Source organism: Enterobacter sp. KB-221C9 (assembly GCF_041320715.1).
In the GTDB taxonomy this organism is placed as follows: domain Bacteria; phylum Pseudomonadota; class Gammaproteobacteria; order Enterobacterales; family Enterobacteriaceae; genus Enterobacter; species Enterobacter asburiae_D.
Genome location: NZ_JBGIWG010000001.1, coordinates 151,765 through 164,113, shown reverse-complemented (window position 1 = coordinate 164,113; position 12,349 = coordinate 151,765). Strand labels below are relative to the sequence as shown.

Annotated in this window: 15 protein-coding genes; 11 read left to right on the top strand and 4 right to left on the bottom strand. The window is 55.0% G+C overall.

The window, feature by feature from the left end:
- Positions 1–84 precede the first annotated feature (84 nt).
- Positions 85–744: an FtsH protease modulator YccA gene (gene yccA / locus AB8846_RS00710; RefSeq protein ID WP_023335168.1), complete on the top strand. Its 660-nt coding sequence runs from the start codon at positions 85–87 to the stop codon at positions 742–744.
- Between the two features lie 56 nt (positions 745–800).
- Here the strand turns inward: yccA and AB8846_RS00705 are convergent, their stop codons facing one another.
- Entirely contained in the window at positions 801–1,277 is a 477-nt protein-coding gene (locus AB8846_RS00705; RefSeq protein WP_063143968.1) for a hypothetical protein, read from the bottom strand.
- On the bottom strand, positions 1,274–2,029 hold the full coding sequence (locus AB8846_RS00700) for a transcriptional regulator (RefSeq protein ID WP_370731780.1): 756 nt from the start codon (positions 2,027–2,029) through the stop codon (positions 1,274–1,276). Before AB8846_RS00700 ends, AB8846_RS00705 begins: the two co-directional genes overlap by 4 nt.
- A gap of 308 nt (positions 2,030–2,337) precedes the next feature.
- Between AB8846_RS00700 and AB8846_RS00695 the strand changes: the two genes are divergently transcribed.
- The 6 genes from AB8846_RS00695 (at position 2,338) to tusE (ending at position 8,572) form a co-directional block, all read left to right on the top strand.
- Complete coding sequence (locus AB8846_RS00695) at positions 2,338–3,081, top strand: fimbrial protein (RefSeq protein ID WP_370731779.1); 744 nt, start codon at positions 2,338–2,340, stop codon at positions 3,079–3,081.
- 74 nt (positions 3,082–3,155) lie between these two features.
- Entirely contained in the window at positions 3,156–3,662 is a 507-nt protein-coding gene (locus tag AB8846_RS00690; protein WP_047648150.1) for a CS1 type fimbrial major subunit, read from the top strand.
- A gap of 72 nt (positions 3,663–3,734) precedes the next feature.
- Entirely contained in the window at positions 3,735–6,452 is a 2,718-nt protein-coding gene (locus AB8846_RS00685) for a TcfC E-set like domain-containing protein (RefSeq protein WP_370731778.1), read from the top strand.
- 1 nt (position 6,453) lies between these two features.
- A complete protein-coding gene (locus AB8846_RS00680; RefSeq protein WP_370731777.1) occupies positions 6,454–7,611 on the top strand; it encodes a CfaE/CblD family pilus tip adhesin in 1,158 nt (385 codons plus the stop codon).
- A gap of 10 nt (positions 7,612–7,621) precedes the next feature.
- Positions 7,622–8,173 (top strand): LuxR C-terminal-related transcriptional regulator, encoded by a 552-nt coding sequence (locus tag AB8846_RS00675; protein WP_370731776.1) that lies wholly within the window; start codon positions 7,622–7,624, stop codon positions 8,171–8,173.
- Positions 8,174–8,242: 69 nt separating this feature from the next.
- A complete protein-coding gene (gene tusE / locus AB8846_RS00670) occupies positions 8,243–8,572 on the top strand; it encodes a sulfurtransferase TusE (protein WP_063143975.1) in 330 nt (109 codons plus the stop codon).
- On the opposite strand, the gene yccX is transcribed toward tusE, so the two are convergent.
- Complete coding sequence (gene yccX / locus AB8846_RS00665; protein WP_008499914.1) at positions 8,569–8,850, bottom strand: acylphosphatase; 282 nt, start codon at positions 8,848–8,850, stop codon at positions 8,569–8,571. The genes tusE and yccX overlap by 4 nt on opposite strands.
- A gap of 92 nt (positions 8,851–8,942) precedes the next feature.
- On the opposite strand from yccX, the gene rlmI reads away from it, so the two are divergent.
- Together rlmI and hspQ are read left to right on the top strand one after the other, a co-directional pair.
- Positions 8,943–10,133 (top strand): 23S rRNA (cytosine(1962)-C(5))-methyltransferase RlmI, encoded by a 1,191-nt coding sequence (gene rlmI / locus AB8846_RS00660; RefSeq protein ID WP_370731775.1) that lies wholly within the window; start codon positions 8,943–8,945, stop codon positions 10,131–10,133.
- A 60-nt stretch (positions 10,134–10,193) separates the two neighbouring features.
- Positions 10,194–10,511, top strand: a complete 318-nt coding sequence (hspQ, locus tag AB8846_RS00655) for a heat shock protein HspQ (RefSeq protein WP_008499919.1) — start codon at positions 10,194–10,196, stop codon at positions 10,509–10,511.
- A gap of 37 nt (positions 10,512–10,548) precedes the next feature.
- Here the strand turns inward: hspQ and AB8846_RS00650 are convergent, their stop codons facing one another.
- Entirely contained in the window at positions 10,549–10,962 is a 414-nt protein-coding gene (locus tag AB8846_RS00650) for a CoA-binding protein (RefSeq protein WP_028012609.1), read from the bottom strand.
- A gap of 173 nt (positions 10,963–11,135) precedes the next feature.
- Between AB8846_RS00650 and AB8846_RS00645 the strand changes: the two genes are divergently transcribed.
- Positions 11,136–11,795, top strand: a complete 660-nt coding sequence (locus AB8846_RS00645) for a DUF2057 family protein (protein ID WP_063143978.1) — start codon at positions 11,136–11,138, stop codon at positions 11,793–11,795.
- Positions 11,796–11,875: 80 nt separating this feature from the next.
- Positions 11,876–12,334, top strand: coding sequence for a methylglyoxal synthase (mgsA, locus tag AB8846_RS00640; RefSeq protein WP_023311034.1), 459 nt, complete (start codon positions 11,876–11,878; stop codon positions 12,332–12,334).
- Positions 12,335–12,349: the final 15 nt, after the last annotated feature.

Sequence of the window (12,349 nt, the reverse complement as noted above, 5' to 3'; positions counted from 1 at the left end):
GTAAAGATGGGTAAAACCACTTTGAGACTGGCGTGCCGTTTCCTATTCTTTCCGCTAATTACATCTGTCATAAGAGAGTGACTCATGGATCGTATAATTACTTCTTCACGCGACCGCACATCGCTACTCAGTACCCACAAGGTGCTGCGCAATACCTATTTCATGCTCAGCCTGACGCTGGCGTTCTCAGCGATCACCGCCACCGCCAGCACCGTTCTGATGCTGCCGTCTCCGGGGCTGATCCTGACGCTGGTGGGTATGTATGGTCTGATGTTCCTGACCTACAAAACCGCTGACAAACCGGTCGGTATTCTTTCCGCGTTTGCCTTCACCGGCTTCCTGGGCTACATCCTGGGGCCGATGCTGAATGCGTATCTGTCTGCCGGAATGGGCGATCTTATCGGCATGGCGCTGGGCGGTACCGCGCTGGTGTTCTTCTGCTGCTCGGCCTACGTGCTGACCACCCGTAAGGACATGTCCTTCCTCGGCGGTATGCTGATGGCGGGCGTTGTAGTGGTGCTGGTGGGTATGGTGGCAAACATCTTCCTGCAGCTGCCTGCCCTGCATCTGGCGATCAGCGCCGTGTTTATTCTGATTTCTTCAGGCGCGATCCTGTTTGAAACCAGCAACATCATTCGCGGCGGTGAGACGAACTATATCCGCGCCACCGTGAGCCTGTACGTGTCGCTGTACAACATCTTCGTCAGCCTGCTGAGCATCCTGGGCTTCGCCAGCCGCGATTAAGCAGACCTGCTGAAACAAAAAGGAGAATGCCACCGGCATTCTCCTTTTTTTATGCCCTACTCACCCCGGCAAATATAGGTGGGATAACGCCGGTCCTGAATCAGCCACACGGAAGGCGAGAGTTCAGAGATTGTAAGGTAGTAGCGTGCGGTCGGATTAGCGAAGCTACCCCATTGGGCATCCGGCGTATTGTCATTGTGCCGACGCCAGGTTTTGGTGTAACTCAATACAATGACGTTATCATCGTCCCGCTGCTCCCAGGTAAAGTCCACATCCCTGTCAACGATTAAACTTTGCCCGCCAGCCCTTGCCGCGCCTTTATAGGTGGTCAACCCGGTACCGTCCCGATGAAAATAGAACTGGGCAACGGCATTGACCTTCACCTCACTGGCTTTTCCCTCATTGCGCGTAAAGTTAAATTCCGTGCTGCAGGCCAGCACATCCTTTTTACCCACACAGCCGGAATAGTAAAACAGCGCCAGGGCACCACCGACCAGCGCACCGCCCAGCCCAAAAAGAAGTTTTATTTTCATTTTTGCGCCCCGCTTTTATAACGTATGGTTTTGCACAGGCTGGTTTTGCTAGCCGGACAGGCGCCAATGAACACCTCATCTGCATCGGAAATAGAAAAACGGGCGCTGAAATAATAAATGTCGTACGCCTCTCGTCCGCACGCCACGTTATTAGCCTCCAGCCGCTCCGCTAATTTTGATAACACCAGCGGTCTTCCGTGATCGTTGATAATCCAGATGCTGCAACGCGCGATTTTTTCCTTAACCGGCTTGAGCTTCGCCGGAACGATGATCCCCTGCTGTCGGCTAAAGTAGAGGCTCGCCCCGAGCGCAGCGACGATCGATACGGCCACAATTGCCCATTTTTTAATGGATGCGCGTTGAGGTTTTACCTCTTGCGGTGCGGAAGAGGGCTGCGGATCGGCGGAGGGTATATTCTCTCCGGGCTGAAAAATAACATCAGCATCAAAACGAAACCCGTAACGGGGCACGGTCACGATAAATTCGTACCCCTCTCCCAGAGACTGGAAGCTTTTACGTAATTCGCTAACCGCTTTATTGAGGTTATTTCCCGATGGCGTAAAGCCAAATTCTTCCCACACGCGAGCGATCAATTCCTCCCGGCTCAGGTCGCGTCCTCTGTGTTTTATAAATTCCTGCAAAAGCCGAACGGCTGGCGCCGAAAGCGTTAATACAGATTCTGGTTGTCCAACAAGACTTATTGCATGTGCTTCAGGATCGAATAACAACGAATTATTGCATATAAAAAACATCTTTTATTCTCGGCTGTTACCGCATGCTTTTTTATCCCTGGTACATCGACATGAAAACCGCCTCCTGAACTGCTTATTTTTTCATCAGAAGGAATTTTCTTCCCATCCCTGGTCGCGGTATTTTCGCTTAACTATACAACCTTAAAGCCAGAAAATCAGGATAAAAAACTGTATTTAACGAGTTAATTAATACAAATTTTCACAAACCGCTGTTCTGGTTAAAGTTTCCCTGCCCTGAAGCGATACGAAAGCAGACGGTGTCCTGGTGTTAACGCGCCGCCGATGAACTCAGAGCAGGCAGACTGGATGTGAAACAGAAAAATAGAGTGAGCATGAAAACAGCCTTTTATGTCGCCGCGCTGTCATTGCCATTTTTCTCAGAAATGACAATGGCCAATATGAGCGTGTACCCCATGGAGCTGAATGTGGACAGGTCCGGTGCGGCGCAAATTAAGGTGGCTTCGAAAACCGATGATATTCAGTTCATTCGGGTGAGGCAAAAGAAAATTCTTAATCCCGGCACGGCCCAGGAAAAAGAGATTGATGTGGCCTCGTGGAAAGAAGGTGGCGTTGTTGTCACGCCTGAAAAATTTGCGCTTGCGGCAGGTGCAATGCGTGTGGTTCGCCTGGTATCGCTTACGCCACCAGAAAAAGAAACCACCTGGCGCGTCTATTTTGAAGGGGTAAAACAACCTGACAGCATTATTCCAGGCAAGGCAGAAACCCCTGCCGCGACGGCAACATTGGGCGTCAATGTAATCTGGGGTGCCCTGATCCACCTCGCCCCGGAAAAAAGCGTGGTTTCACTCTCGATAAACCCTCTCAAGGGTACGTTAAAAAACAACGGCACGCTGCGCGTGCCGCTGAGAGAGATCGGTATTTGTGACGCAGATTCGTCGTGTAAATGGGTTAAAGAAGACGCGACGATTTATCCGGATACCGAACGGAAATTAAAAGCGCTCACAAAGACGCAAGGCCAGAAATATAAATTTCGCTACTTCAACTGGGTGAATAAAACCGCTGAAGAAGCTGACTTACCCGTCGTGCATTAACACGACGTCACTGTAAAACCCCATGTGGGTTGTTTAAAGAGCCAGGGTGCTCATTTGTAAATATGGAGATATCAATGCGTAAGTATTTTAAACCTCTGATGATTGTTGCCGCGATGACCACGTCCGTTAGCGCGCTGGCGATTCAAAAAGATATTACCGTCAACGCCAGCGTTGATTCACAGCTGGATATGACCCAGGCCGATAACACGCCGCTGCCGGCAAGCATCGATATGCAGTACCTGCCTGGCCGTGGCCTGGAAAGCTACCGCCTGAATACCAAGGTATGGTCTAACTCCGCCACCAGCAACGTAAAAGTTCGTCTGGTCAGCGCCGCGAAGCTGGCAAATGCCGACGGTGCAGAGACCATCCCAATGACGGTGATGCTGGGTGATAAAACCCTCTCTACCGCCGATGTGGAATATACCGGTACCGAACTGTTCCCGGGGAGCATTGAAAACGGTTCAGCGGTACTGCCGCTGACCATTTCTCAGACCACCAAAGGCATTCTGAAAACCGGTCAGTACAGCGGCGTTGTCAGCCTGATGCTGACGCAGGCAACTACCACGGAAGGCGGTGCGTAACACCACAGCACCTAAGGAATAACGTCAGAGGGTGCCCACCCTCTGACGTCAGGATGATGTCGAGGCTCGTTCATGGCGTTTCACAGAAATACTCTCCTCTTTGTTGCTTTGTTACCCGCATCCATCCAACTCGCCTGCGCCGGGATGGCCGTCCCGGCAGGTTTTGAAGATCTGGCAAAAACGCAGCGCCTGTGGACAGAGGTGAACCTCTACGGCGAATCGCTTGGTCTTTTTGAAACGGATATCACGCTTGAAACGGTCAGTTTCGTTGCACCTGAAACCGTGGTTGCGGCCATCAAACGACGGTTCAATGATGCCCCTGCCCTCGTTGCCACCGTGTCTGCCGCGCTGGCCGTTCCGCTTGCCCGTAACGGCAACCTGGCCTGCAGCAGCAACGGCTCCGCGGCGGGCTGCGATTACATTGATACCGACCGCGCGGCCATTATCTATGACGAGAATAACGCCCGCATTAGCCTGTTTTTGGACAAGAAATATCTGCCTAAAGCCACCGCGGAAAATCAGTGGTATCAGCCCACGCAGGACACCGAAAATGCGCTGATCCATCAGCAGAACATTAATTTTGTTGCCGACAGGGATTATCAGTCAGCCACCGTGCAGGGCAATGGCGCGCTGGCGCTCACGCAGGACGGCTATGTTAATCTCGACTGGACCTGGCTGGGACAGCGTTCACGCCACCAGCAGCAACAGGAGATAACCGTCAACAACGCCTGGTTCCGCCAGGATATCTTGCGTCAATACTATGTCCAGCTAGGCGAGATGGATACCCGCGATCTGTTCAGCAATGCCGGCGGGAATATCAACCTCAGCCAGCTGCCGCTGGGCAAAATTCGCGGTCTGCGCACCGGTTCAACAAGGGCGTGGATGAATCCGGTTCAGCAGTCGAAGGGCACCCCCATCACCGTGCTGCTTTCCCATGACGCGCGTATCGACGCCCGCCGCGGCAATCAGCTGCTGGCCAGTTTTTACCTGAATGCCGGGGCGCAAACCCTGGACACGCGGTCGTTTCCGGACGGGAGCTATACCGTAACGCTGTCCGTCTATGAAAATAACCGGCTGACGCGTACCGAGCAGGTGCCGTTTACCCGAACCGGCATTACGCCATTCGACCGCGTTGAGTGGTTCCTGCAGGCGGGCGAAACCGACAATAGCGATCGGAACGAAGAACGTAGCGCGGTTGCGCAGGCGGGCGTACGCCTGCCCGTCACCCCGACGCTGGCGCTGACCAGCGGTGCAACGATAAAGAAAAACCAACGTTTCCTGGAAAATGCGCTCGACTGGAGCCGGGGCTTCAACGCGGGCCCGATCGACGGCGTGCTGAGCACCCGGTTTAGCTACCTTTACGGCAGCGAAGGCCAGCGCGGCAATATCCAGCAAATCAGCTACAACGACGGCTTTTCACTGAGCCTCTATCGCAACGCGCTATCAGCGGAAAACTGCAACACCCGAAGCGCAGGGTTTGACGCCGTGAACGGCTGTTATCGAACCCTCTCGGTGATGTTTTCCGTCCCTGTCGGCACCTGGTACGCGAGCCTGGGGTATTCGGATAACCGCAACGAAGGACGGTACGTTTCACGCCGGGAGCTCCCGGACAGCGACGATCGCCACGATGCGGGTTTACCGTGGGAATCGGTCTATATGACCCGCTCGCGCACGCGGGCGTGGCAGAGCGGCCTGAGCAATGCCTTTAGCACCCGAGGTCTGAACATTAACAGCAGCATTAACCTGTTTATGCGTAACGATGACTCCCGCGAGGGCAGAGACAAAGGCGGCTACCTGAGCGTGAGCCTTTCCATGGCGCATAACCGTCAGGGTGATGCGTCAAGCTACACCTCTCTGGGCGCAACGTGGCAGCACCAGCAGCGTGAAAAAAATCAGCTGAGCTACAACGTCGCGCATAACTGGTACGCCGATGCACGCGGTGAAAATGAGTACGGTCTGAGCGCGTCGGGCATTAACAGCGATTCGCTGAATACCTCAGCCTATATGCGCCAGGGCGGGCGATACGGCAACGGGAGTCTGACCGTCAGCGACGCCTGGGATCGTCAGGACAGCCGTCATACGCTAAGCAGCAGCGGCAACTACAGCTCGACCCTTGCGCTGTCGCGTTCTGGCCTGTGGCTGGGGCGCTGGAGCGACGGACGTCCTGCTTCAGCCGTCGCGGTTAACGTTGCCACACCGGAAGATACCCAGGATCCGAGCGTCGCCGTATCGCTGGATAACGGCGGCAGCGCAAACATTCCGGGCAATAGCCGCGCGCTTTTCGCCGTGCCGGGCTACCAGCAGACAACGTTGACGATTAACGAATCGCTGGATGTTTCGCGGGGGGCCAGCAGCGAGATTACGCAGGGATCAGGCAGCAGAACGCTGTTTATGGTGCCGGGCAAACTGCTGCGTCGGGACGTACAAACCACCACCAGCTACACCTGGCTCGGCCAGCTAACCGACGAGCGTCATTCGCCGTTTATCGGCGGCGTGCCGTTGAACGTAAACGGCTGGAGCGACCTTGGCAACGGCGGGTTTAGCGCCCAAAGCGACGCCCTGCTGCATAACCTTTACCTGGTGCGTCAGCAGCAGTTTTATCAGTGCGCGCTGAACGTGAAGAGCATGCGCGACGTGGTGCGCTATGTCGGTTCCATTCCTTGCCGGGAGTTAACCTTCTCCGCCCTGCCGGTTGCCGTCCAGCAGCAGGCACAGCTGATGCTCGCCGGACGCACGGTGCCTGCGGGCCCGACTGCCATGAACGCTGAGAACCTCACTAAAGGGAAATGATGTGATTAAGTACCTCTTTATTTTACTGCTCTTAAGCCTGTGGGCTGGCCAGACGCTGGCGGGCGCCCCTGCGGGGCGAAACACCACCGTCGGTATAAGCTACGATCGCGTAGCCCCACCTGCGCGCCTTGATATTTGGGTTCATGAGCCGAGCGGCTATGATGCCGCCGACCCGCAAAAATGGGGGCGAAATACCCTAACCTGTTTATCCCGCACCGACACCATCTACGGAGCCTGCATGACTGCCCCCGTGTGGTTCTCTGCGAACCCGGCCGCGCCTTATGCCATCAATTTACGTTTTACGCATACGCTCACCAGCAAAACGGTGGATATCAAGGTGTATGGCGATCACTACATGTTTATCAACAATAAAGTGTTTACCTTCGCCAGCTTTGTCACAGGGGGAACGGGCGATCTCAGCGCCTGGAACAGAGAGCCCTACTTCGATTTCTATATCGTGAAAAGCGAGCTGGATAAGCTCGCCCTGCCGGGCATCTGGACCGCAACGCTGAAGCAGAACCTGCGTCAGTGGGGAAGCGCCGACTGCGGCGGGAACTTCAATGACGTAAACGTCGGATGTCCTGGCTATCTCACCGTCGCCAGCTGGCAGGCAAATATTCGCATTGAGGTGGTCGACCCGGGTAATCAGCAGATCTATCTGCCGGCGTTTCCGCACTCTACGCCCATCGTTAACCTTAACCTGACCAACTTCCCGGGACGTCCCGGGGGCAGCGAGATCCAGGGTGAAAGCACGCTGGATATGTGCCTGTACGACGGCAAAAACAGTATCAGCACCCGTGCCTATCTTCGCTTTGAGGACGACGGACTGACGTCAGCGGACCGTGCCGAAGGCGCGTTTTCTATCAGGCGACGCGGCGGTAGCCAGACCGATGCGCGGGATCGTCTCGATTATCGGGTCTCCGTCACCAATCCAATAACAGGCGCAACCGAAACCGTCGCGAACGGTAAAACCCTGGTCTGGCAAGGCACAAACGATCCGCAGCATCTGCGTCAGGTCGTGCTGCCCGGCGGGCGCGAGAGCGTACTGTGCATCCCTGCCCCTATTATCCTGAAAACCCCCGCGTTTGCCGCCAGCAGCAAAAACGCGGGCGACTATACCGGCACGCTGCGCGTTATCTATACGCCCAGCACGTTATAACGAGGTCACCGTGAGTTACGCCATTCTCGACAATAATCGATTTTACGCCGAAGGATTGCGCTACGCGCTGCTGCGTCGGGGCGTTCAGTTAGAGGTCCAAAGCGGCACCGTGCAATGGCAGCCAACGCTGCTTACCCGCCGCGTGCTTGTTGTGCGCTGCCGTTTTTCCGTGGCGGCTACGCATCAGGCGCTGATAAACATTTTGCTCAGACTGGAAGCCGCCCGCTGGAAAGGCAGCCTTTATCTGGTCTGCAATGAAAAAGGGTGGGCGCTGGCGACGCATTTACGCAAGCGTTTCAGTACGTTAACCCTTTATATTATTGATGACAGGATCGCCGTGGCGGATGCGGCATATTTGCTGGCAAAAGAGCCCCGTCGCGTTCGAAGCCTTGACAGCTGCCTTACCGTTCCTGAATTCAACGTGCTCGATCTGATGCTTACGGGGTTGCCGGTTCGCCACATTGCCATCGTGACGCACATGTCGGAAAAACAGGTTTCAACACATAAATGCAACGCGCTGAAAAAGCTTAACGCCAACAATCTGCTGCAGCTACTCCTGTAGGTCACGGTTTATCCTGAGGCCGCTTTTTTGCTACACTGTTGCCGATTTTTTCACACACGACAGAAGATTATGTTCATTTTTGCTGGCCAGGAAATTGAGACCGATAGCGAAGGCTATCTGAAAGATATCACGCTCTGGAGCGAACCGCTGGCGGAGAAAATTGCGGAAAACGAAGGGATTACCCTCTCTCCCGAACACTGGGAAGTGGTGCGTTTTGTGCGCGAGTTCTATCTTGAATTCAACACCTCTCCGGCCATCCGCATGCTGGTCAAGGCGATGGCCAATAAGTTCGGCGAAGAGAAAGGCAACAGCCGCTACCTGTATCGTCTGTTCCCGAAAGGCCCGGCAAAACAGGCAACAAAGGTTGCTGGCCTGCCGAAGCCGGTGAAGTGTATTTAATAGCGAATACCGAAGTTAACGTACTCCCGGCCGGGTTGATGCGGTTCCGTTAAGACCTTATCAACCCGTGCGCTGCGCGGCCCACCCGCTTTCAGCCACGCCACCAGCTTGTCGACCTGCTCCGCTTCGCCGCAGGCGACCACCTCAACGCTGCCGTCATCCATGTTTCGCGCGTATCCCGTGAGCCCAAGCTCAATCGCTTCGCGCTGGGTGCTGTAGCGGAACCCGACGCCCTGAACGACGCCGTGAACCCAGGCAATGGTGCAGACTTTTGACATCTTCCTTCTCCTTATCCATCTGGCGCGTTGCATTTCCCCAGCGAACTCGGGAAAATGGCGGCCATTTTCTTGAATCGACAGAACAGCAAATTATGAGTGTACGTTTAGTGTTAGCCAAAGGGCGCGAAAAATCATTACTGCGCCGTCATCCCTGGGTCTTTTCCGGTGCGGTTGCCCGTATGGAAGGCAAAGCCAGCCTCGGTGAAACCATTGATATCGTTGACCATCAGGGGAAATGGTTAGCGCGAGGCGCTTACTCGCCAGCGTCCCAGATCCGTGCCCGCGTCTGGACCTTTGATAAAGATGAAACCATCGACATCGACTTCTTCGTCCGCCGCCTGCAGCAGGCACAGCAGTGGCGCGACTGGCTGGCAAAACGCGACGGGCTGGACAGCTACCGCCTGATTGCCGGTGAGTCCGACGGTATGCCGGGCGTGACCATCGATCGCTTCGGTAATTTCCTGGTGCTGCAGCTCCTGAGCGCCGGCGCGGAATACCAGCGTGCCGCGCTGATTAGCGCGCTGCAAACGCTGTTCCCGCAGTGTGCCATTTATGACCGCAGCGACGTTGCGGTGCGCAAAAAAGAAGGTATGGAGCTGACTCAGGGGCCCGTCACGGGCGAACTGCCACCGGCCCTGCTGCCGATTGAAGAGCACGGCATGAAGCTGCTGGTGGATATTCAGGGCGGACACAAAACCGGTTACTACCTCGACCAGCGCGACAGCCGTCTGGCTACGCGTCAGTACGTTGCCGACAAACGCGTGCTGAACTGCTTCTCCTATACCGGCGGTTTTGCCGTTTCAGCGCTGATGGGCGGCTGTTCCCAGGTTGTCAGCGTGGACACCTCGCAGGAAGCGCTGGACGTGGCAAAACAGAACGTTGAGCTCAACAAGCTGGATTTGAGCAAAGCGGAGTTTGTGCGCGATGACGTCTTCAAGCTGCTGCGTAAATATCGCGACCAGGGCGAGAAGTTCGACGTCATCGTGATGGATCCGCCAAAGTTTGTGGAAAACAAAAGCCAGCTGATGGGCGCGTGCCGAGGGTATAAAGATATCAACATGCTGGCTATCCAGCTGCTGAACCCGGGCGGGGTTCTGCTCACCTTCTCCTGCTCCGGCCTGATGACCACAGATTTATTTCAGAAAATCATCGCCGACGCCGCAATAGATGCTGGCCGTGATGTACAATTTATAGAGCAGTTCCGTCAGGCAGCCGATCACCCCGTGATTGCTACCTACCCGGAAGGACTGTATCTGAAAGGGTTTGCCTGTCGCGTCATGTAACTTGAAAAGAGAAATATTGCCCGCACATAACGTGTAAGTAGTGTTTCCCGGGAGGTGACTATGATTGCCAGCAAATTCGGTATCGGCCAGCAGGTCCGCCACACTTTGCTAGGGTATTTGGGTGTGGTCGTGGATATCGACCCGGAGTATTCCCTTGATGAACCGTCAGCAGACGAGCTGGCGGTGAACGCAGAGCTTCGCGCCGCGCCCTGGTACCATGTGGTGATGGAAGGGGATGATGGACAGCCCGTTCACACCTATCTGGCCGAAGCGCAGCTGAGTAGCGAGCTGCAGGAAGAGCATCCGGAGCAACCCACAATGGATGAGCTTGCTCAGACTATCCGCAAACAGTTACAGGCTCCGCGCCTGCGGAACTAAGCGTGTAAAAAAAGCCCGATGAACGGGCTTTTTTTTATTACTTCGCCAGCCCCAGACGGGGGATGTCGATCGCCGGACAGCGGTCCATGACGACCTTCAACCCTGCATCCCGCGCCAGCACGGCGGCCTGCTCGTTAATCACGCCCAGCTGCATCCACAGCGTTTTCGCGCCGACGGCGATAGCGTCCTGCGCCACTTCCCACGCCGCCTCGGAATTACGGAAGACATCGACCATATCAATTTTTTCCGGCACGTCAGCGAGCGTGGCATAGCCCTGCTGGCCCAGCAATGTTTTCCCCGCCACTTTTGGCGAGACCGGGATGACGTGATAGCCCTGATCGAGAAGGTATTTCATCACCCGATAGCTTGGACGATCGGGTTTATCGCTCGCGCCCACCAGCGCAATGGTACGCGTGGATGTCAGAATCTCGGCAATATCGTTCTCTTTCATGGTTTTTCTCCTGGCTTTTTTAAAAGTGTACGCCAAACCGCACATCTCAACCATCCATCCCATACAGATGCATGAGGGCAAAACGGCGAAATATGTCTATATGTTAGTAAACGTGATTCTCGAAAAATCTAGATACATTAATGCGGCGACAGGATTTCTGACGGGAGCCTTCTATGAAAACCGGTATTGCCACTGCTCTGATTGCGTTAGTGATGCCGGTCTGCGTTTTTGCTACCACGCTCCGGCTTTCTACCGACATTGACCTTCTGGTCCTGGACGGGAAAAAGGTCTCCAGTTCGTTATTGCGGGGTGCAGACAGCATCGAGTTAGATAACGGACCGCATCAGCTGGTCTTCCGGGTAGAAAAATCGATCGGTCTGGCTAATCATGAGCAAAGGATGTACATCTCCCCGCCGCTGATCGTCAGCTTTAATACCCGGCAAATTAGTCAGGTGAACATCACCCTTCCTCGCCTTGAAACGGAGAAGGAATCTGCGGCCTTCGACGCTTCACCCCGCATTGAACTGCTGGACGGGGATGCAATGCCGATTCCGGTGAAGCTGGATATTCTGGCGCTGACGGCCTCACCGAAAGGGGATTACGAGGCCGCGACCCAGACCTATAACAAAGCGGGTAAACGCGCCTCGCTTCCGCAGTTTGCCACCATGATGGCGGACGACAGTACGCTGCTATCCGGCGTCTCTGAACTGGACGTTATTCCTCCCCAGTCCCAGACCCTGACGGAACAGCGCCTTAAATTCTGGTTCCAGCAGGCCGATCCCGACACGCGGGCCCGGTTTTTACAGTGGGCAAAACAACAACCTTCATCATAAGCCACATTTTTTACGCCTTTCTCTTGCAGCGTCAGGCGGTTCCCGTCATCGTGTAGTCAGTTAACCTGATGGATATGATTATGGAACTGACAACACGCACGCTGCCTGAACGCAAACACATTGCTCTGGTGGCGCACGATCACTGTAAACAAATGCTGCTTAACTGGGTTCGCCGCCATCAGTCTTCGCTGGAGAAGCACGCCCTGTCGGCGACCGGCACAACCGGTAACCTGATCCAGCGCGAAACGGGTCTGCAGGTGAATGCCATGCTGAGCGGCCCGATGGGCGGCGATCAGCAGGTCGGCGCGCAGATTTCCGAAGGGAAAATTGATGTGCTGATTTTCTTCTGGGATCCGCTGAACGCGGTTCCGCACGATCCGGATGTTAAAGCGCTGCTGCGTCTGGCGACGGTGTGGAATATTCCGGTGGCGACGAACCTGTCCACGGCGGATTTCATCATCGAATCGCCGCAGTTTAACTCACCGGTGGATATCCTTATTCCGGACTATCAGCGTTATCTTTCCGACAGGCTGAAGTAGTTTTTTTGCCGGGTG

Coding starts and splice junctions, on each gene's coding strand:
- AB8846_RS00700 (WP_370731780.1), bottom strand. CDS start 2,029: ATGTTTTTTATATGCAATAATTCGTTGTTATTCGATCCTGAAGCACAT.
- tusE (WP_063143975.1), top strand. CDS start 8,243: ATGTTCATTTTTGCTGGCCAGGAAATTGAGACCGATAGCGAAGGCTAT.
- mgsA (WP_023311034.1), top strand. CDS start 11,876: ATGGAACTGACAACACGCACGCTGCCTGAACGCAAACACATTGCTCTG.
- AB8846_RS00645 (WP_063143978.1), top strand. CDS start 11,136: ATGAAAACCGGTATTGCCACTGCTCTGATTGCGTTAGTGATGCCGGTC.
- AB8846_RS00690 (WP_047648150.1), top strand. CDS start 3,156: ATGCGTAAGTATTTTAAACCTCTGATGATTGTTGCCGCGATGACCACG.
- hspQ (WP_008499919.1), top strand. CDS start 10,194: ATGATTGCCAGCAAATTCGGTATCGGCCAGCAGGTCCGCCACACTTTG.
- rlmI (WP_370731775.1), top strand. CDS start 8,943: ATGAGTGTACGTTTAGTGTTAGCCAAAGGGCGCGAAAAATCATTACTG.
- AB8846_RS00705 (WP_063143968.1), bottom strand. CDS start 1,277: ATGAAAATAAAACTTCTTTTTGGGCTGGGCGGTGCGCTGGTCGGTGGT.
- yccA (WP_023335168.1), top strand. CDS start 85: ATGGATCGTATAATTACTTCTTCACGCGACCGCACATCGCTACTCAGT.
- yccX (WP_008499914.1), bottom strand. CDS start 8,850: ATGTCAAAAGTCTGCACCATTGCCTGGGTTCACGGCGTCGTTCAGGGC.
- AB8846_RS00685 (WP_370731778.1), top strand. CDS start 3,735: ATGGCGTTTCACAGAAATACTCTCCTCTTTGTTGCTTTGTTACCCGCA.
- AB8846_RS00650 (WP_028012609.1), bottom strand. CDS start 10,962: ATGAAAGAGAACGATATTGCCGAGATTCTGACATCCACGCGTACCATT.